Source organism: Ruegeria sp. SCP10 (genome assembly GCF_040329495.1).
In the GTDB taxonomy this organism is placed as follows: domain Bacteria; phylum Pseudomonadota; class Alphaproteobacteria; order Rhodobacterales; family Rhodobacteraceae; genus Ruegeria.
Genome location: NZ_JBDZYF010000001.1, coordinates 635772 through 655167 on the forward strand (window position 1 = coordinate 635772; position 19396 = coordinate 655167).

The following is a 19396-nucleotide window of genomic DNA, read 5'->3' on the forward strand; positions in this document are numbered from 1 at the left end:
ACCAAATCAACGAGATCATTATCACTGGCATCAGAACAAGAATACAAAAGTCTGCATATCCAGACCAACCTGATGAATAGTAGATGTCTGGATACATAAACTTCCAAACAACAACTGGGCTCATGCAAACCAGAACTCTTAGTGGGCCCGAGTTAAACACAAGGAACCGCTTAATGAGTGAGCTTAATTTCCCTACCACTGTGCTGTCTCCAATTAATTCCGTTGCCTAAGAGTACATTTCTTCAATGAGATGCGCGTGCTTCTTTTCTACTAGCCCTCGTTTCAACTTCATCGTGGCAGTCAGTTCGTCATCTTCTGCTGTCAGCAAGACGTCGATCAGCCTGAAATCCTTGACCTGTTCGACGCGGGCGAAATCCGCGTTTACCGAAGCGACCTCGGCTCCGATCAGCTCTTTGATCTCAGGTGCGGCGCAAAGCGAGGCAAAATTCGAGAAAGGGATCTTTCGGTCCTGCGCGAATTTCTCGACATTCTCCTGATCGATCATGATAAGCGCTGTCAGAAACTTGCGCTGATCACCAACAATCACAGCGTCCGAGACGTAGTGGCTGAACTTCAGCCGGCTTTCGATCTCAGCAGGGGTGATGTTCTTGCCGCCAGCCGTGATGATAATGTCCTTCATTCGACCGGTGATCGAGACATAGCCATCCGCGTCAATCGTTCCAACATCGCCGGTGCGCAGCCAGCCATCATCGGTGAAGCTTTCAGCCGTCTTGGCGTTGTTACGCCAATAGCCCTGAAAGATGTTCAGACCTTTGATCTGCAACTCACCTTCGTCTGATACCCTGATATCGCAACCCTCAGCCGCACGCCCGATGGTTCCGATACGGTTCTCATCAGTGGTGTTCAGCGATGCCAGACCCGCGGTTTCGGTCATACCGAACCCTTCGACCAGCGGTACACCAATCGCCCAGTACCATTTCAACAGCTCGGGCGAGATTGGGGCCGCACCAGACCCGCCTCGGCGCATCTTGTCCATGCCCAGCATTCGCCGCAGATTGCGCAGGACCAGATGATCCCAAACCCAGAATTGGGCGGCGATACCCGCTGGGACAGGCTGTCCTTTGCTCAGATACTCAGCCCGCGCCAGACCGGCCTTAACTGCCAGACCAAATGCAACCCGCCCAAAGGGTGTTGCGTCCTGTGACATGATCTGGACCTGAGCATAAATCTTCTCCCACACGCGCGGCACAGCGGTGAAGGTGGTGGGTGAGACCTCTTGCAGGTTCGCAAACACCGTTTCCGGGCTTTCCGCGAAGTTCACCGTGCATTTGGAGGCCAACGGGAAATAGACCGAAACATCGCGCTCCAGAATATGACATAGCGGCAGGAAGCAGAGCTGTTCGTCACTGGCCTTGGCAGGCAGGGCCCGCGCGCCACTTTCCATGGCGGCCAGAATGTTCTCATGGCTCAGCATCGCACCTTTGGGCTGGCCCGTTGTGCCAGAGGTGTAGACCAGCAAGGCGGTGTCGGATGGTCTGGCTTGGGCGATTTCGGCTTCGAACCGGCCTGGGTCCTCTGCTTCTGCCCGCTGACCAAGGGCGTAAAGCTGGTCGATCATCATACAGCGCGGGTGGTCGAGGTCATGCAGACCTTCACCTTCAAGGATGATGACCTTCTTCAAATCGGGAACCGCGTCTTCGACCTCAAGAAACTTGTCTAGTTGCTCTTCGTTTTCAACAATCAGAAAGCGGCTGGTGCTGTCGTTGATCAGATATTGCACCTGACTGGCCGCATCGGTCGTATAGATGCCGGATGAAATCCCGCCGACACATTGAATGCCCATGTCGAACCACGCCCACTCCTTGCGGTCCTCGGACAGGATCGAGACGACCTGACCGCGCTCAAGTCCCAGCTTGCGCAGGCCAAGCCCGATCCACTTGGCGTGCTGCCAATAGTCGGCCCACGAGTAGGACCTCCAGATCCCCAGATCTTTTTCCCGATGCGCCGTCCGTTTCCCCAAATCGGCGCAGCGGTTCCGGAACAGTTCCGAGATCGTGACAGCCCCGTCGACCCGAACGGGTCGTTGACCTGCGGTCGCGTTGAACCGGACGCCGTTGATGTCGATCTGCGGGGGTAGGGGGGTGCTGTCCATCCGCGTCACCTCCATGTCTTTTTGCGTTTCCAGCGGCGGTTTTCACGCGCGCCTTCTTCCTGCACGCCCAGATAAAAGTTCTGGATGTCCTCGGATTGCAAAAGCTTGTTGGCTGCACCGTCCATCACGATCCGCCCAACCTCCATCACATAACCATGATGGGCCAGTTCCAACGCGGCGTGGGCGTTCTGTTCGACCAGCATCATTGTCATGTTCTGTTCTTCGTTCAGACGTTTCAGAATGCCAAAGATTTCCTGAACCAACAGCGGCGACAAGCCGAGGGAAGGTTCGTCCAGCAGCATGATCTTGGGGCTGGCCATCAGCCCCCGGCCGATCGCCAGCATTTGCTGCTGCCCGCCTGACAGCGTCCCGGCCTCTTGCCCGCGCCGGTCTTTCAGGACCGGGAAGTAGCTGAACACCATGTCTCGGTCTTGTTCGATCTGGGATTTGTCTTTGGCCGTGTAGGCCCCGAGGCTGAGGTTTTCATTGACAGTCAACAGAGGAAACACCTCGCGACCTTCGGGGACATGCACGATACCCTGTTGCACGACCTTATGCGGCTCAGATCCCTGAATATCCTGCCCGTCGAAGGTGATCTTGCCCTTTTCCGGGTCCATGACGCCGGACACTGTTTTCATCAGCGTGGTCTTACCCGCGCCATTGGCCCCAAGGATCGAGACGATCTGACCCGGATGTACATCCAGCGAGACACCGCGAATGGCCATGATCGGGCCATAGAAACTTTCGATATTGCGTATCTTCAGGATCGGATCGCTCATGAGGCTTTACCCAGATAGGCCTCAACCACGGCGGGGTGGGATTGCACCTCGGTAGGTGTTCCAAGGGCCAGTTTTGCCCCGTCCGCCATCGCCAGAACTCGATCAGACACGCCCGAGACCAGACCCATGTCATGTTCGACCATAAGCACGGTGATCCCCATCTGTCGCCGGATGTCATAGATCCACCAGCGCATATCCGTGGTTTCCTCGACCGACAGGCCTGAGGCTGGCTCGTCCAGCAGCAGCAGCTTGGGATCGGTGGCCAGCGCACGCGCGACCTCGACCACTTTGCGAACCCCATAAGGCAGGCCCGAAATCATCTTGTCGCGGTAAGCCTGCAGGTCGAGGAAATCTATGATCTCCTCGACCTTCTCGCGGTTTTCCAGCTCTTGTCGGCGGGCGGAGGGTAAGAACAGAACCTCGGACAAAAGGTTGGTTCTGCGGTGGCGGTGTCGACCGACCAGCAGGTTCTGAAGTACCGTGGCATGTTCGAACAGTTCGATATTCTGAAAGGTCCGCGCCACACCGAATGCAGCAACGCCTGAGGGTTTCACCCGCAACAGATCATGACCGTCAAACCGGACCGACCCGGCAATAGGGTCGTAGAAGCGTGAGATCAGATTAAATACCGTCGACTTGCCCGCGCCGTTCGGGCCGACGATGGCAAAAACTTCGCCTTCTTCAACCTCGAAGGACAGATTATCAACCGCGGTGACGCCGCCGAATTTCAGGGTGACGTTTTCAAACTCCAGCAGACTCATCTAAGACGCTCCGTCTTGAGATAGGATTTCTGCCGTTTGAACATATCCTTGCGGTAGAAGGGAAACAGCTCGAACCAGGTTCGGATTTTCAGCCAGCGGCCATACATGCCCAGGGGTTCGAACAGGATGAAGGCGATCAGGATCATGCCGAAGATGCCGAATTCTAGCCCCGGAATAGCAACTGTGTTGCCGCCGAACATTGCTCCGACATATTCCTTCGAGATCGACAGGAATTGCGGCAGGAAGCCAATCACGATGGCCCCCAGAAACGCACCGTGGATCGAGCCCAACCCGCCGATCACGATCATCATCAGCAGCTGAATCGAAATCAGGACAGAGAAGGTCTCGTTATTGAACGCCCCGGAGAACATGCCCATCAGCGCACCCGCCCAGCCGGTCACCGCGCAAGATAGCGCGAAAGAGATCATCTTGGTTCGAGCAATATCGACCCCCATCGCCTGAGCGGAAACTTCGGAATCCCGCACTGCGATGAAGCTGCGCCCCAATGGCGCGCGCAGCAGGTTGATATAGCCCAGCGTGACCAGAACAGCGACACAAAGCACCAGCCAGAAGAACGGGGCAGGGGTGCCCCAACGATCCACGCTCAGCCCGAAGATATCGACACCGCCGATGAACTTGCCTGCCACGCCGCCGGTAAGGGGCTCGCTTAGAACAATCACGTCATCCATCAGGATCGACAGCGCCATGGTGAAGATAGCCAGATAGATGCCATGAAGGCGCAGGGCAGGGATGGCGACGGTGACTCCGGCAATTCCGGTCAATATGCCCGCCAGCGGGAAGGCGATCAGAAAGGGTACCCCGGCTTCGATCAGGATCACATTGGCATAGCAACCAAAGGCCAGAAATGCGGCGTGGCCCAGGCTGACTTGCCCGGTATGCCCGGTCAGGATCATCAGGCCCAAACCAGCGATGGCCCAGATCAGAACATTGGTCAACTCACCAAGATAGAAGTCGTCCAGCCACCACGGGGCCGCTGCGACGACAACAAGCAAGATCAGATAGAGGCTCAGCTGATAGCTGTCTTTCCAAGGGCGGATATCCTGCATGTAATCGGTTTTGAAAACGATACGCATGGCTCAGACTTTCTTGACCCGAACCTGACTGAACAGCCCGTTGGGGCGGAAGATCAGCACGGCCAGCAGCAGCGCATAGGGGGCGATCTGGCTGTAGCCGGCGGCGATATAGCGGCTGGCAAAGGGTTCGATCACGCCGACGATCAACCCGCCCGCGAGTGCACCGGGCAGGCTGCCGAACCCGCCGATCACGGCAGCCGCGAAGGCCTTGATCCCCAGCAGGCCGGTGGTCGGGTCCACCGATCCTTTGGCAGCGAAGAGAATGCCCGCAATCCCGGCAACAACCCCGGCAAGCGCCCAGATGAAACCTTGCACGCGCTTGACCGGAACGCCCATATAGTAGGCCGCCAACTGGTTCTGCGAGGCGCCTTGCATCGCCAGCCCCAGCTTGGTTCTGCTGAAGAACACATAAAGACCCCAGGTCAGCAGAATGGTGACGACGATGACAGCAACGTCCTCCATCCCCAGAACAAGCCCGCCAAAGCGGACCTCTTTCCCCGCCAGCGGGTTTTGCAAGGTATGAGGTTCGTGCCCCCAGATCAGACCAGCGACAAAGCGGATCACAAAACCCAAAGCGATGGTCAGGATCACAACGGCGGTCTGGCTTTCCCCAAACATGCGGCGGATGATCAGCCGATCCAGCAGATACCCCAGCGTACCCATGATCCCGAGTGAGATCGGCAGCGCCATCCAGAAGGGTACTCCCATATATTCGGTATTCGTCAGGCCAATGGTGACAAAGGCCCCCAGCATCATGAAGTCGCCCTGGGCGAAATTCACAGCTTCGGTCGCTTTGTAGATCAGAACAAAGCCAAGCGCGATCAGGCCATACACACACCCGTTCGCCAGCCCGCTGATCAGCAGCTGCGCGTTATCCAAGCTTTCCTCCCCATGCCGGTGATCCGGTTCATGTCTGATCCGCACAGCGAACGCGCGGCGTTTGTTCTACTATGGCGTGATAATCACCTTCCCGTCACTCTTTTTCAGCGCATCGGCCAGATTTGGGATCAGATTTCGGAGTGTAAGCTGTTCCGATACATCGGTTTTCCACCGCCCGTCGGCAAAGCGCGCTTGCACTTCAGCCACAACGCGCATTCGATCGGCGGGTGGCGTGGACATCATCCATTGGGTCAACCAGAACCCTTCGATCTGCTTGCCCATAAAGATCAACTGGCCGGTTTGTGTCAGGGTAGGGGCTTCGCTGCCCAGCTTGCCATAACAGACCCAGCGCGCTCTGTTTGGCATCGCGCAAAAGATCTGTTCCGAGAGTTGATCCATCACCGCATCCAGGAACATGCGGGGTTTGAGTTTGGCGCTAAGTTCGGAGAATTTCTGCGCAACATCTGTATCGGTGGTAACCAACACCTCAGCCGCGCCAAGGCCTTTGAGCATATCAACCGCCTCGGCCCGTCGGACCAGAGCAATGGGCTTCAGACCCAGATCGCGCCCCAAGCTGCACATCAGTTTGCCCAGCTGGCTGGTCGCGGCCGAAAGGACAAAGGCGTCTCCAGCCTCTTTCGCCATGTCGACCATTGCCATCGCGGTCAGCGGATTGACGATTTGCGCCGCGCCGTCATCGTCCGAGATATCGGGGCGCAGCGGGATGCACATCTGCATCTGGGTCACGACATACTCGGCCCATGCGCCAGAGCCTGCTGCGACAAATGCCACGCGCTGCCCTTGCAGGGCCTCGGCTCCCTTGCCGGTGACCACGACGTCTCCGCAGCCTTCAAACCCAGCAGCGGCGCCTTTGACCCGAGGTTGGCCATATTCGCCCTTTATAAAATGCAGATCAGACGGGTTCACCGATGCGGTGCGCAAGCGGATCAGAACCTGCCCAGGGCCAGGTTGGGGAACGGGCAGTTCCGCTTCGGCAAGCCAGTCACCAGCATTCTCGATCACCGGTCCGGTCATGGTGCCGGAATACCCACCATGTTTGAGAATAGTTGCGAACATCGTATCGGGAATTTCAGTCACAGATGCGCCCTCAGTTCTGCGCGCTTTCCAATGAGTTCCGAAATCAAATGACGACGAGGGAAAGCAACGCGGTTGGTTTGAAGACAAGCCAAACAAATGGGCGGTGCGGCGTCAATCACGTGTCACGCTGACGTAGCGGAATTGGCAATTTCTTACATAGAAGCAGGGCCAGCCCTTAGGGCTGGCCCAATATCTTTTATTGTTGAGTCAGCAGGTTGCGCAGGTCCTGGATCTTCTGCAGCAGGGTTTCTGGCGACGCTTTGATTTCGTCAAAGATCTGGATAGCCTGCGTTTTTATCTCTTGTGTCAGATCGCTGTCCTGAACAGAAGCGACCATCGCGTCATAGTCGAATTCTCCGGCGGTCAGCAGCCCGTCCTGCAGCCAGGAATTGAACAACTCCTGCCCCTGATTGGCCAAGGCGGCCACTTGCTCGCCGGCCTGATCCGCGGCATCCGAAACCGAAGACGCGGCTTCGTTGGCCTGATCTGCAGCCGCGCCCAACGCGTCCGAGGCGGCATCCTGAGCGGTGTCTACGGCGTCATTTACAGCCTCCTGCGCGTCTGTGACCGCGTCATTCGCAGCTTCCCCAACAGCATCAGCGGCATCATCCACAGCATCGGCAGTATCTTGCGCCGCGTCCTGCAATTGCTCACCTGGAGTTTGCTCTGCCTGGTTAAAATAGAAATAGCCGCCAGCGCCGATTGCAGCGATGACAATGGCCAGAATAAGTGTACGCGACATGAGTCTCTCCTTTGAAATATGTGTCGCCGAGATGGGGCAAAACTATCTGTTCTCAAAGGGGAATTCTTTGTGTTTTTCTGCAACTGCGAGATATGGGCCAAGCTACGCTGATCCCACGCCACCCGCGTGGCAAGAACACGCCCAACGTGAGATAGGATTGGGTTAAACCATGGTTTTGTATTGAGAAGAACGATGGATTTTGCTGGGCAAAACAAGCTGGCGGAGAGACAGGGATTCGAACCCTGGGTGGGCTTGCACCCACAACGGTTTTCGAGACCGCCCCGTTCGACCACTCCGGCACCTCTCCGCGGGGGTCTGTGAGGGGGGGATTTAGTTAGGAACGGGCAGGGGTGCAAGCAGAAAATTCCGGATTTCGGCAAAGCCGCGTTTTTCCATTGCCTAAAGGGGTAAAACACCTAGGCTCATCCATATGACACATCAACCACGCCGCTTCGCCATCGCCTTTTTCGCCCCGTTTGTCGCGCTGATCCTGTTGCCGTCGCTTGTTATTGCCGCCAATCGGGATCGGATTGAGGCGTTTCTGACCACAACCGGATTTGACGTTGCATTAGAAAGTATCGCTTTGGCATCCGGTTCAGCACCGCAAATGCTGGGGATTGATCCAGAAGGGTTCGGGTCTGATTGGACGCGCTTGACAGAAGAGGTGTTCGACACCGAGGGCATGCATGAAACTGCCGTTTCGATCCTGGAAGAGACGCTAAGCGACGATGCCCTGAACCACGCAGTCGATTTCTACGCATCAGATCTGGGTCAGCGTCTGGTCGAGGCTGAAAACGCCTCGCACATGGAAGAGGATGACGACGTCAAACAACAACAAGGTCAGGAGATTTTTGCCGCGCTGGTGCAGGCTGGATCGCCGCGGGTTGAAAGCTACAAACGCATGAATGCGGCCATTGATTCCTCGGGCACTTCCTTGCGAGCGTTGCAAGAAATTCAGGTGCGGTTTTTGCTGGCTGCAAGCGCGTCCGGCGTGATCGAATTGCAGTTGAGCGCTGAAGAGCTGAGGCAGATGTTAAAAAGCAACGAAGCCGGGATGCGACAATCGCTGCAGCTTTCTGGTTTGGCGGGGGCGGCCTATACCTATCAGGCGTTCTCGGATACCGAAGTTGACGACTATGTGGACGCTTTGGAACATCCGCTTATGCAGGAAGTCTACGAACTGCTGAATGCCATTCAGTATGAAATCATGGCTATGCGTTTCGAAGTGCTGGCCGCCCGCATGGCTGAATTGCACCCCGCTCAGGATATCTGATGCGCCTACTGTGCCTGTTCTCAGTGCTGCTTGTCGGGGCGTGGCCTGCGTTCGCCAGTGAGAAAGCCGAACAACTGGCCGAGGCCATGCGGCTTGACCAAGTGGCGCAAATTCTTGCGGAAGAGGGTGACATATATCGGCGCGAAGTGGATGAAACGCTGCTGGATAATGCGGGTGGAGATTTTTTTCAGGCCCAGGTGCAGGACATTTATGATCCGACCTGGATGCGCAACCAGATGCGTGACGCGTTTGCCGCCCAAATGTCAGACGGACAGATGGATCAGGCCATCGTCTTTTATAAAAGTGACCTGGGTCAGACGGTCGTTTCGCTTGAAAACTCGGCCCGTCGCGCCTTTCTAACCCCCGAAATCGAGGAGATGGCGCGCGCCACATACAAGGACGCATTAGCTGACTCGGTGTTGTTCGAACTCGTGACAGAGTTCATTGGGGTCAATGATTTGGTCGAGCAGAATGTGCAGGGTACGCTGAGCGCCCAATATAACTTCTTCAAAGGGATGACACTGGGCCAGCCCGGCGACGACGCCGAGTTGTTGGCGCAGCTTTTGGCCGAACAGGACGCCAAAACAGAGGACACGACCGAATGGCTCTATTCCTTTCTGCTAATGGCCTATGCACCGCTGGATGAGGCTGAAATGCGCGAATACATCGCCTTTTCCAGAACCAAGACCGGGCAGGCGCTGAATACCGCTTTGTTTGACGGGTTTGACCAGATGTTTAATACGATCTCGTTCCAGTTGGGCGAGGCTGTGGCGCAAGTCTTGAATGGGTCCGATCTTTAGCACGCTTTGGTATTGACTTTGCCCCCTAATCCATGGATAAGCGCGCATCCCGGCCGGAATACCGCGCCGGGTATCGTTATTATTTGACCCTTGTACTTGGTTCAAAGGTCATTCAACACAGCCCGAAAAGGGCGCGCTGTTCGAGGTGGCGAAAGCCGGCAACACCCACGTGGGGACCACAGAACGCGGTTTGGAAAAGGAAAGACGCATGTTTGCGGTCCTCAAGACTGGCGGCAAGCAGTACAAGGTTCAGGCGGGCGATGTGCTCCGCGTTGAAAAACTGGCTGCCGACACAGGTGAAAAAGTTCAATTCAACGATGTTTTGATGCTGGGCGGCGACGCCCCGGTTGTTGGCTCACCTTTCGTTGAAGGCGCAGGTGTACAGGCCGAAGTGATCGACCAGATCAAAGGTGACAAGGTCATCAAGTTCGTCAAACGTCGTCGTAAGCACAGCTCGAAGCGTACCGTTGGCCACCGTCAGAAGCTGACCCTGGTCAAGATCACCGACATCCTGTCGTCGGGCGCTGAAAAGTCGGGCATCAAAGCGGCAACCGGTTCGGTTTCTGCGGCGGCTGTCGAAGCAGCTGCGCCGAAGAAAGCACCGGCCAAGAAAGCTGCTGCGAAAAAAGACGCGGCACCCAAGGCTGAAGCACCCGCTGCTGACGCTGGTGCAGACGATCTGAAGAAACTGTCCGGTGTTGGTCCGGCGCTCGAGAAGAAGCTTCTTGCAGCTGGCATCACCACCTTTGCCCAGATTGCGGCATGGACGGAAGAAGACGTTGCTGCTATGGACGAGAAACTGTCGTTCAAAGGTCGGATCGAGCGTGAAGGCTGGATCGAACAGGCCAAAGAACTGGCTAAAGGCTAAGGAGAGAGAGAATGGCACATAAAAAAGCTGGCGGTTCCTCCCGTAACGGTCGCGACTCAGCGGGTCGTCGCCTTGGCGTGAAACTCTATGGTGGCCAGGCCGCCATCGCAGGCAACATCATCGTACGTCAGCGCGGCACCAAATTCTGGCCGGGCGAAGGCGTTGGCATGGGCAAAGATCACACCATCTTTGCAACCACCGATGGCGCCGTGAAGTTCCACAAGGGACTTAAAAACCGCACCTTTATTTCGGTCCTGCCAGTGGCGGAGGCCGCAGAGTAAGCCGAAACCCAGAAGGTTTAAGAAAAATTCATGGGGGACCGGCACAAAGTGCCGGTCCCTTTTTCGTTTTCAGGAGTGGTCTTATGACCGAGGTGATCAAAACAGAACGTCTGATCCTGCGCCGGTTTCGGGGCGAGGATGCGTCGCGCCTTGTTGTACTCTTGAACGATTTGGATGTGGTTCGCTGGGTAAACAGCATACCCTTTCCTTTTTCTATTGAAGATGCAGAGAACTTTGTCACCAACCTTGCCACACAGGTCTATGATGCGTTTGCGATTGAAAAAGAAAACCAACTGATCGGCACTGTTTCTGCGGGCGAAGAGCTTGGGTACTGGTTGGGTCAACCCTATTGGGGCCAAGGCATTGCGACCGAAAGTGCTCGTGCGGTTGTGCATCGCCATTTCGCAAACCGCAGTGAAAAGCTGAAAGCGTCTTACCATCTTGGAAACGAACGCTCTCGCTCCGTACTGTCCAAGTTGGGTTTTATTGCGACCTCGCAGTCCGAAGCCGTTGCCCGGTCAACGAAGGAAACCGTAACGCTTCAATGGATGGAGCTTAGCGAAAGTAACTGGGAGGCCGCGAAATGACAGTCGCAACCACCAGTTTCCTTCTGTTTGCCGCCAGTCAGGTCGGCACGCCGGGACCAGCCAATATGGTCCTGCTGGGGACAGGTGCGCGCTATGGCTTTCGGGCGGCCTTGCCGTTTGTCGCAGGGGTCATCCTGGGCAAGCAGTTGATCATCTGGCCCGTTGGTTTTGGCCTGATGCAATTGGCGGATCGGGTGCCCTTGCTGTTTGAGGTGCTCAAATACGCCTCGGCTGCCTATATCATCTGGCTCGCGTGGAAAATCGCCAATCTGCGCCTGTCGCGTGGTCAGGGCGATGTTGCGGTGCCGGGATTTTGGTCAGGGCTGATCGTGCATCCGCTGAACCCCAAGGCCTGGGCGATGATCATTGCAGGCTTTACCGGCTTTGTTGCGGCTGGAACATCGACCTTTCAGGCGACTTTAACAATCGCGCTTTGTTTGTTGGTTTGTCAGGTAATTCTTCACCCGATTTGGACTTTTGCAGGCGATAGAATCGCCCATGCGGTTGAAGGACGGCCTATGGAAAAATATCTGATGTGGACGTTAGCGAGTGTCACAGTTGCGTCCGTACTTTTCGTGTTGTTCGGAGGAGGAGCACAGACATGAAACTTGAGACGATAATCAACCAGCCGGTCATCGAAACCGAGCGGTTCGACCTGCGCCCACTGCGCCGGTCGGATATGGGTCTCATTGAACATTACGCAGGCGATGAGCGCGTGGCGCGTATGACCACGACGATTCCGCATCCTCTGCCGCCCGGCTCGACTGAGGCTTTTGTAACCCGTGCCATGGCGGATGAACGGGATGAGGATGTATGGGCGCTGGATGCCACCAAGGATGGTGGGCCGGAACTGATCGGCTTGATCTCATTGCAACGGCTGGATCGCAATCAGGCCGAGGTCGGCTATTGGGTCGCGCCGGTCTATTGGAACTCCGGCATCGCCTCATTGGCGGTTGAGGCTTTGGTTCTGGCCAACCCCCTGCAGCATTCCAGCATGTTCGCCAGTGTGTTTCAGGACAATCCAGCCTCGGCGCGAGTGCTGACGCATTGCGGGTTCGAGTATCTTGGCGATGCCGAGACCTATTCGGTGGCACGCGACGCAAATGTGCCCACCTGGACATATAGCAAAAAACTCTGACTTGTGGCCAATGGGGCCTTTGCAGTAGGGGACAGTTATGAAATTTCTCGATCTTGCAAAGGTCTACATCCGGTCCGGGGCCGGCGGTAGCGGCTGCGTCAGCTTTCGACGCGAAAAATACATCGAATATGGCGGTCCTGATGGCGGGGACGGCGGCAAAGGTGGGACTGTTTGGGCTGAAGTCGTGGATGGGCTGAACACCCTGATCGACTTTCGCTATCAGCAGCATTTCTTTGCTAAGAACGGACAGCCCGGTCGTGGTCAGCAGCGCACCGGCAAGGATGGTGACGACATCATCCTGCGCGTACCCGTTGGAACAGAAATTCTGGACGAAGACGAAGAAACCGTCATTTGTGATCTGACCGAGGTGGGGCAGAGGTTCCTGCTCGCCAAAGGCGGCAATGGCGGGTTCGGCAACCTGCACTTCAAATCAGCCACCAATCAGGCCCCGCGCCGCGCCAATCCGGGGCAGGCGGGGATTGACCGCACCATCTGGTTGCGGCTGAAACTGATTGCGGATGTTGGCCTGCTGGGGATGCCCAACGCGGGCAAATCGACCTTTCTGGCGGCGACATCGAATGCGCGCCCTAAGATCGCGGATTATCCGTTTACGACTCTGCATCCCAATCTGGGCGTTGTGGGCGTCGACAATGTCGAATTCGTCGTGGCGGACATCCCCGGCCTGATCGAAGGGGCGCATGAAGGGCGTGGGATCGGCGACCGGTTTCTGGGCCATGTGGAACGCTGTGCCGTGCTGCTACATCTGGTTGATGGCACCTCGGAAACCGTGGCAGAAGATTACCGAACTATCATTCATGAGCTCGAAGCCTATGGCGGTGAACTGGCTGATAAGCCACGCATTACCGTGTTGAACAAGGTGGATGCGCTGGATGAAGAAGAACGTGACCTTGCCAAGGCCGAATTGGAAGAGGCGGTTGGCGGCCCTGTCATGACCATGTCCGGTGTCGCCCATCTGGGTGTGACCGAGGTGTTGCGGGCGCTGCGGGCTGAAATCGATGAAAACCGCCTCCGCCAGAAACCCACGGAGGAGGCCCAATCGTGGCAGCCCTGACCGCAGCCCGTCGTTTGGTGGTCAAGATCGGGTCGGCCTTGTTGGTGGACCGGCAGTCAGGCGTGCTGCGTTCGGACTGGTTGAAATCGCTGGCACAGGATGTGGCCTGGCTTAAAGGGCAGGGGGCTGATGTCATTCTGGTATCCTCGGGCTCAATCGCCTTGGGCCGTGGCGTTTTGGGCCTGCCTGCCGCGACACTGCCGTTGGAGCAATCTCAGGCTGCCGCAGCGGTGGGTCAAATCCGGCTGGCCCGTGCTTACGAAGAAGCGCTGACACCGCATGAGATCACCACGGCGCAGGTTCTGGTCACGCTGGAAGACAGCGAAGATCGGCGCCGCTATTTGAACTCGCGCGCAACGTTGGAAACCCTGTTGGGTCTCGGCGTTGTGCCGATTGTCAATGAAAACGATACCGTCGCCACGGATGAAATCCGCTATGGCGACAATGACCGTCTAGCCGCACAGATCGCGGTGACGGTTGGCGCGGATCAACTGATCCTGCTGTCTGATGTGGATGGGTTCTATTCGGGCAATCCGAACGAAGATGCCTCGGCCAAGCGGTATGACACAATTGAGCACATCACACCTGAGATTGAAGCAATGGCCGGAGATGCCGGGTCTGGCCTGTCCAAAGGCGGGATGAAAACCAAATTGTTGGCGGCCAAGATGGCAACAGCCGCTGGATGCGACATGGCGATTACCGAAGGGTCGATACTTAACCCTCTGCAATCGCTTGAAAATGGCGCAAACTGCACATGGTTTACAGCCAAACTCGACCCGCACGCGGCGCGTAAGCGGTGGATTTCGGCGATGAAGCCCAGGGGCGAGATCACCGTGGATGAGGGCGCGGCCAAAGCGCTTGCAAACGGCAACAGCTTGCTGCCTGCTGGAATTACCGAAGTCACCGGCGATTTCGGGCGCGGCGATCCGGTCGCGGTCCTGGACCCACAGGCGCGACGGTTGGCTCAAGGGATCAGCCGCTACACGGCGCAAGAGGCGGACGCGATCAAAGGGCGCAAATCCTCGGAAATCGAGGCGACGCTTGGCTATCCTGGGCGCGCGGCGCTAATCCACAGGGACGATTTGGCGCTTTAGCGGCGCAGAAAGGTGCACAAGATGAAAGACCTCGACAATATTCCCGCCCTGATGGCCGACATTGGAAAGCGCGCCAAAGATGCAGCGCGTGAGCTCGCCTTTGCCAGTGCCGAACGCAAACATGCAGCCCTGATCGCCGCCGCCGATGCGGTTTGGAAGAACCGTGCCGAGATCATCGAAGCCAACAAAAAAGACCTGGAGTTCGGTCGCAACAAGGGCCTGAGCCCTGCAATGATGGACCGCCTGATGTTGGACGAGACCCGCATTCAGGGCATGGTCGATGGGCTGCGCACCGTTGCTGAACAGACGGACCCTGTGGGTGAGGTGATGACCGAATGGGATATGCCTTCTGGCCTGCATATTCAGCGGGTTCGGACGCCCCTGGGTGTGATCGGGGTGATCTATGAAAGCCGCCCGAACGTGACCGCCGATGCGGGCGCGCTTTGCCTGAAATCCGGCAATGCGGTGATTTTGCGCGGCGGTTCTGAAGGATTCCATTCGTCGACTGCCATCCATGCATGCCTGATCGAAGGTCTGAAAGCGGCAAACCTGCCGGAAGATGCAATTCAACTCGTGCCGACCCGTGATCGTGCTGCGGTTCAGGAATTGCTGACCATGACCGACTATGTCGACGTTATCGTACCTCGCGGTGGCAAAGGGCTGGTTGGGTTAGTGCAGCGTGAGGCGCGTGTACCTGTCTTCGCGCATCTTGAGGGCATTGTTCACATCTATGTCGACAAAGCCGCTGATCCGCAGAAGACGCTTGAGGTGGTATTGAACGCCAAAACCCGACGCACAGGTATCTGCGGTGCGGCGGAATGCCTTCTGATCCATCAGGATATTGCCGAAACTCTGGGTCGTGATCTGATCGCCGCTCTAATCGCTGCAGGCGTCGAAGTTCATGCCGAGGGCGCGTTGGCCGTTGATGGAACGCTCCAGGCGACAGCCGATGATTGGGGCAAAGAGTTTCTGGACAGCATCATTGCAGCCAAACCGGTGGCCGATATTGATGCCGCCATCGCGCATATCCAACAGTATGGCTCGAACCATACTGACTGCATCATGACCGAGGATGATCAGGCGGCATCGCGTTTCTTTGAGCGGCTCGACAGCGCGATCCTGATGCACAATGTCTCGACCCAGTTTGCCGATGGTGGTGAGTTTGGGATGGGTGCGGAGATTGGGATCGCAACCGGCAAGATGCATGCGCGTGGCCCGGTCGGCGCGGCGCAGCTGACCAGTTTTCAGTATCTGGTGCGCGGCAACGGCACGATCCGGAGCTAAAACCTCAACGCAACGCGGGTTGAACTGGTTTCGACCGCGACCCGCCGTCCCATCGTTGCTGCCGATTCTGGCAAAAGAGCAAATTGCACCTGTGCAGGCGTGATATTGCCCGAGATGCGTCCTGTGGACACGCTTTTCCATAAGTCACTGTCAACATTCAGTTTATCAGCAGTTCCGACGACCTGACAGCCTGAGCCATTGGTCGAGACTTCAACCTCCCCCCCCAAGGGCATCGCGCTTTCGCAGCACATCAGTGCCAGAAAGGCCAGCTTGACCTGTTTGCGCGGTATAGGTTCAGTCAGGTTCCACCTTACCCGAACGCGCCCGGCGCGCTCGATATCGTTCAGCAGCTCTGCTATTTCGGTCTTGCCCAAGGGCTGATCGCTGGCCGCACCAAAGGCCACGCGAAAAAACCGGATGCGCGCACCAGCGCTTCCGACGCTGCCCGAGATCAATTCCATCTCGGGGCCTTGAACCGCGCCCACCATCTCGAGCAGTTCCAACCCGTTGTTGATTGCCCCGATCGGGCTGATCAGATCGTGACAGATCCTCGATCCGATCAGTTCGGCCAGGTTGACGTCTGATGCGCCCATGCGTACCTCCTGCTGTATCTGCCGCAGGATACAAGGGACCCGCATGACAGACATGAATGCTATTCTTGCACCGGGCATGTTTGTTCGCCACCCGGATTTCCCCGAATGGGGTGTCGGACAGGTACAGTCCAACATCGCAGGCAAGATCACCGTAAACTTCCGCGAGCAGGGGAAAGTGGTAATCGACGGAACGCGCATCGCCTTGATGCCCGTCTTTGATCCGTGAAACTGGTTTAGGAAAGGTTAACAACCCTGACCAAAGGCGCAACAGTTGCGCCTGGTCGAAAGACTGCGGTATCAGCCCCTAAACGAGAACGGATCACCTTATGCCGGATACTGGCCCGACATTCACTGTAAAACTCGCCGAGACCGAGGCCGAGCTGTGCGCCGCACAACGGCTGCGCTATGACGTCTTTGTGAGTGAACTGGGCGGTGGTGGTGACCTGGTGGATCACGAAGCAGGGCTCGAGAAAGACAGGTTCGATCCGTACTTCGATCATATGCTGGCTTATGACGACGGCACCGGGGAAATCATCGGCGTTTACAGGATGTTGCCTGGGGAACGTGCAGCAGATATCGGGCAGTTTTATTCCGAGGATGAATATGACCTGAGCGTGCTCAAAAACAGCGGACGCCGGCTGTTGGAGCTGGGTCGATCCTGCTTGCACAAGGACTATCGAGGCGGCTCGGCGATGTATCATCTTTGGAACGGGCTGGCCGGCTATGTGGCCGAGCGGCAGATCGAAGTTCTGTTTGGTGTGGCCAGCTTTCACGGCACGGATGTGGCCGCCTTGGCCCAGCCCTTGGCGATGCTGCATCACAACCACCTTGCCCCGCCTGATCTGCGCGTGCGGGCGCAGTCAGATGTGTTCCAATCCATGAATCTTGTCGCGCCTCAAAATCTGGATCGCCGTACCGCGATGGTACAGGTGCCTGCACTGATCAAAGCCTATCTGCGTTTAGGCGGTTTTGTGGGCGAGGGGGCCTTTATCGACCACAACTTTAATACGACGGATGTTTGCCTGATCCTCGACACCGCGCGCATGAACGAACGCCAAAGGCGCATCTATGGTGGAGCGTAACGCGGTGAGCGATCCCCTTTGGAACAGCGAAGACGCCCCGGACCCGATTGAGTTGGGGCCGGTTGGCTGGGTTCTGGTCCTGCTTCGCGGCTTGCCCTTGGCCGTTCTGGTCTTTGGCGGGCTGATCATCTTGGTGCTGGTGCGCCTTGTTGAACGGCCGCTTTGTGGTCTGCACCGCCCGGTCACGCCATTCATCACCCAATTCGTTTGTCGGAACGCCTTTCGCATTCTTGGAATTGCGTTCACGACATCGGGTGAGTTGATGCAGCATTGTGGGGCTGTTGTGGCCAACCATACTTCGTGGCTGGATATTTTTGCCCTCAATGCACGTAAGCGGATCTATTTTGTCTCAAAAGCCGAAGTGGCGCGCTGGCCCGGCATTGGCTGGCTGGCACGCGCGACGGGCACCGTCTTTATCGAGCGGAACCCCCAAAAAGCAAAGGAACAGACCAAGATTTTCGAAGATCGGCTGAAAGCCGGACATAAGCTGTTGTTTTTTCCAGAAGGCACCTCGACCGATGGGCTGCGGGTTTTGCCATTTAAAACAACGCTTTTCGCCGCGTTCTTTACGGATGAATTACGTGATTTCATGTATGTGCAACCGGTCACTGCCGTGTTTCACGCGCCAGATGGACAGCCAGCCCGCTTTTATGGCTGGTGGGGAGACATGGAATTTGGCCCACATCTGCTCAAGACACTCGGCGCGCGTAGGCAGGGGGCGGTAGAGTTGATTTACCACGCACCCGCCAAGGTCAGCGACTTTGAAAACCGCAAAGCGCTGGCTGCGCATTGTGAAGAGGCGGTCAGACACGCGCACAGTTTGGCGCGGGCATCATTAAGTTCTGTGACTATCACAAAATAAGGTTCGAAATCACATTTTAGGGTGATTTTCACCTTGAAGGGTGACGAAACCTGCCGTATACGCGCGCCATTCAAACCCGCAGGCGGGGTTTGGGCTTTTTGAGGGAGACATCCTTATCTGGCCCGCCGGTTGGAGCATCCGCTTCTTTCACCCCCGCCCAGGCGTAAACCGGAAAAGGAAAATAGCATGGCTCTTCCCGAGTTCACCATGCGTCAGCTGCTGGAAGCTGGCGTTCACTTTGGTCACCAGACACAGCGTTGGAATCCCCGCATGGGCCCGTTCATCTACGGCTCGCGCAATGGCATCCACATCATGGACCTGACCCAGACCGTTCCGATGCTGGATCAGGCGCTGCAGGCCGTTCGTGATACCGTCGCAAAAGGTGGCCGCGTTCTGTTCGTTGGCACCAAGCGTCAGGCAGCTCAGCCAATCGCTGAAGCCGCTGAAAAGTCGGCTCAGTACTACATGAACCACCGCTGGCTGGGCGGCACGCTGACCAACTGGAAAACCGTTTCGCAGTCGATCAACCGTCTGAACCAGATCGACGAAGCGATGGAATCGGGCGCCGAAGGCCTGACCAAGAAAGAGCGTCTGGGCATGGAACGTGACCAGGCCAAGCTGCAAGCTTCGCTGGGCGGTATCCGTGAGATGGGTGGCGTCCCCGATCTGCTGTTCGTCATCGATGTCAAGAAAGAAGCACTGGCCATCGCCGAAGCCAACAAGCTGGGCATCCCGGTTGTGGCCGTGGTTGATACCAACTGCTCGCCCGATGGTGTGGATTACATCATCCCTGGCAACGACGACGCAGCGCGCGCCATCGCTCTGTACTGCGATCTGGCCGCACGTGCCGCTCTGGACGGTATGACCGCTCAGATGGGTGCAGCAGGCGTTGACCTGGGTGCATTCGAAGAAGCACCGGTTGAAGAAGCCGTTGCCGAAGAAGCGCCTGCGGAAGAAGCCGCGCCGGAAGCCAAAGCCGAAGCGTAAGCTGCCCGT

The 19396-nt window shown here is 56.9% G+C and carries 22 protein-coding genes and 1 tRNA gene; 14 read left to right on the forward strand and 9 right to left on the reverse strand.

Going from position 1 to position 19396, the window contains the following annotated elements:
- Nucleotides 1-226: 226 nt before the first annotated feature.
- The 8 genes from ABLN87_RS03245 to ABLN87_RS03280 all read right to left on the reverse strand — a co-directional run bounded on the left by ABLN87_RS03245 (nucleotide 227) and on the right by ABLN87_RS03280 (nucleotide 7773).
- A complete protein-coding gene (locus ABLN87_RS03245) occupies nucleotides 227-2113 on the reverse strand; it encodes an AMP-dependent synthetase/ligase (RefSeq protein WP_353007535.1) in 1887 nt (628 codons plus the stop codon).
- A gap of 5 nt (nucleotides 2114-2118) precedes the next feature.
- Complete coding sequence (locus ABLN87_RS03250) at nucleotides 2119-2892, reverse strand: ABC transporter ATP-binding protein (RefSeq protein ID WP_353007537.1); 774 nt, start codon at nucleotides 2890-2892, stop codon at nucleotides 2119-2121.
- A complete protein-coding gene (locus ABLN87_RS03255; protein WP_353007540.1) occupies nucleotides 2889-3653 on the reverse strand; it encodes an ABC transporter ATP-binding protein in 765 nt (254 codons plus the stop codon). Before ABLN87_RS03255 ends, ABLN87_RS03250 begins: the two co-directional genes overlap by 4 nt.
- Nucleotides 3650-4747 (reverse strand): branched-chain amino acid ABC transporter permease, encoded by a 1098-nt coding sequence (locus ABLN87_RS03260; RefSeq protein ID WP_353007543.1) that lies wholly within the window; start codon nucleotides 4745-4747, stop codon nucleotides 3650-3652. The genes ABLN87_RS03255 and ABLN87_RS03260 overlap by 4 nt, the downstream gene beginning before the upstream one ends.
- Before the next feature lie 3 nt (nucleotides 4748-4750).
- A complete protein-coding gene (locus ABLN87_RS03265; RefSeq protein ID WP_353007546.1) occupies nucleotides 4751-5626 on the reverse strand; it encodes a branched-chain amino acid ABC transporter permease in 876 nt (291 codons plus the stop codon).
- A gap of 69 nt (nucleotides 5627-5695) precedes the next feature.
- Nucleotides 5696-6724, reverse strand: coding sequence for an alcohol dehydrogenase catalytic domain-containing protein (locus tag ABLN87_RS03270; RefSeq protein ID WP_353007549.1), 1029 nt, complete (start codon nucleotides 6722-6724; stop codon nucleotides 5696-5698).
- Nucleotides 6725-6920: 196 nt separating this feature from the next.
- Nucleotides 6921-7466 (reverse strand): hypothetical protein, encoded by a 546-nt coding sequence (locus ABLN87_RS03275; protein WP_353007552.1) that lies wholly within the window; start codon nucleotides 7464-7466, stop codon nucleotides 6921-6923.
- Between the two features lie 217 nt (nucleotides 7467-7683).
- Nucleotides 7684-7773: transfer RNA gene (locus ABLN87_RS03280), tRNA-Ser, on the reverse strand.
- 123 nt (nucleotides 7774-7896) lie between these two features.
- Between ABLN87_RS03280 and ABLN87_RS03285 the strand changes: the two genes are divergently transcribed.
- The 10 genes from ABLN87_RS03285 to ABLN87_RS03330 all read left to right on the forward strand — a co-directional run bounded on the left by ABLN87_RS03285 (nucleotide 7897) and on the right by ABLN87_RS03330 (nucleotide 15863).
- A complete protein-coding gene (locus ABLN87_RS03285; RefSeq protein WP_353007554.1) occupies nucleotides 7897-8739 on the forward strand; it encodes a DUF2059 domain-containing protein in 843 nt (280 codons plus the stop codon).
- Nucleotides 8739-9539, forward strand: coding sequence for a DUF2059 domain-containing protein (locus ABLN87_RS03290; protein ID WP_353007556.1), 801 nt, complete (start codon nucleotides 8739-8741; stop codon nucleotides 9537-9539). The genes ABLN87_RS03285 and ABLN87_RS03290 overlap by 1 nt, the downstream gene beginning before the upstream one ends.
- A gap of 208 nt (nucleotides 9540-9747) precedes the next feature.
- Entirely contained in the window at nucleotides 9748-10407 is a 660-nt protein-coding gene (locus ABLN87_RS03295) for a 50S ribosomal protein L21 (protein WP_353007558.1), read from the forward strand.
- 11 nt (nucleotides 10408-10418) lie between these two features.
- Complete coding sequence (gene rpmA / locus ABLN87_RS03300; RefSeq protein WP_039535512.1) at nucleotides 10419-10688, forward strand: 50S ribosomal protein L27; 270 nt, start codon at nucleotides 10419-10421, stop codon at nucleotides 10686-10688.
- Between the two features lie 83 nt (nucleotides 10689-10771).
- Nucleotides 10772-11275, forward strand: coding sequence for a GNAT family N-acetyltransferase (locus ABLN87_RS03305; protein WP_353007562.1), 504 nt, complete (start codon nucleotides 10772-10774; stop codon nucleotides 11273-11275).
- Complete coding sequence (locus ABLN87_RS03310; protein ID WP_353007565.1) at nucleotides 11272-11880, forward strand: LysE family translocator; 609 nt, start codon at nucleotides 11272-11274, stop codon at nucleotides 11878-11880. Before ABLN87_RS03305 ends, ABLN87_RS03310 begins: the two co-directional genes overlap by 4 nt.
- Entirely contained in the window at nucleotides 11877-12413 is a 537-nt protein-coding gene (locus ABLN87_RS03315) for a GNAT family N-acetyltransferase (RefSeq protein ID WP_353007568.1), read from the forward strand. The genes ABLN87_RS03310 and ABLN87_RS03315 overlap by 4 nt, the downstream gene beginning before the upstream one ends.
- A 37-nt stretch (nucleotides 12414-12450) precedes the next feature.
- On the forward strand, nucleotides 12451-13485 hold the full coding sequence (gene obgE / locus ABLN87_RS03320) for a GTPase ObgE (RefSeq protein WP_353007571.1): 1035 nt from the start codon (nucleotides 12451-12453) through the stop codon (nucleotides 13483-13485).
- Nucleotides 13473-14579, forward strand: a complete 1107-nt coding sequence (gene proB / locus ABLN87_RS03325; RefSeq protein WP_353007574.1) for a glutamate 5-kinase — start codon at nucleotides 13473-13475, stop codon at nucleotides 14577-14579. Before obgE ends, proB begins: the two co-directional genes overlap by 13 nt.
- Before the next feature lie 21 nt (nucleotides 14580-14600).
- Nucleotides 14601-15863 carry a glutamate-5-semialdehyde dehydrogenase gene (locus ABLN87_RS03330; protein ID WP_353007577.1) on the forward strand — a complete coding sequence of 421 codons (1263 nt, stop codon included), beginning with the start codon at nucleotides 14601-14603 and terminating at the stop codon, nucleotides 15861-15863.
- Here the strand turns inward: ABLN87_RS03330 and ABLN87_RS03335 are convergent.
- A complete protein-coding gene (locus ABLN87_RS03335; RefSeq protein WP_353007580.1) occupies nucleotides 15860-16456 on the reverse strand; it encodes a histidine phosphotransferase family protein in 597 nt (198 codons plus the stop codon). The two genes, ABLN87_RS03330 and ABLN87_RS03335, sit on opposite strands and share 4 nt — an antisense overlap.
- 43 nt (nucleotides 16457-16499) lie before the next feature.
- Here ABLN87_RS03335 and ABLN87_RS03340 point away from each other — a divergent pair, with 43 nt between their 5' ends.
- The 4 genes from ABLN87_RS03340 (at nucleotide 16500) to rpsB (ending at nucleotide 19387) form a co-directional block, all read left to right on the forward strand.
- Nucleotides 16500-16682, forward strand: coding sequence for a DUF3553 domain-containing protein (locus ABLN87_RS03340; protein WP_050602459.1), 183 nt, complete (start codon nucleotides 16500-16502; stop codon nucleotides 16680-16682).
- A gap of 100 nt (nucleotides 16683-16782) precedes the next feature.
- Entirely contained in the window at nucleotides 16783-17538 is a 756-nt protein-coding gene (locus tag ABLN87_RS03345; RefSeq protein ID WP_353007583.1) for a GNAT family N-acetyltransferase, read from the forward strand.
- Nucleotides 17525-18400, forward strand: a complete 876-nt coding sequence (locus ABLN87_RS03350) for a lysophospholipid acyltransferase family protein (RefSeq protein ID WP_353007586.1) — start codon at nucleotides 17525-17527, stop codon at nucleotides 18398-18400. The genes ABLN87_RS03345 and ABLN87_RS03350 overlap by 14 nt, the downstream gene beginning before the upstream one ends.
- A gap of 186 nt (nucleotides 18401-18586) precedes the next feature.
- Complete coding sequence (gene rpsB, locus ABLN87_RS03355; protein WP_353007589.1) at nucleotides 18587-19387, forward strand: 30S ribosomal protein S2; 801 nt, start codon at nucleotides 18587-18589, stop codon at nucleotides 19385-19387.
- Nucleotides 19388-19396 lie beyond the last annotated feature (9 nt).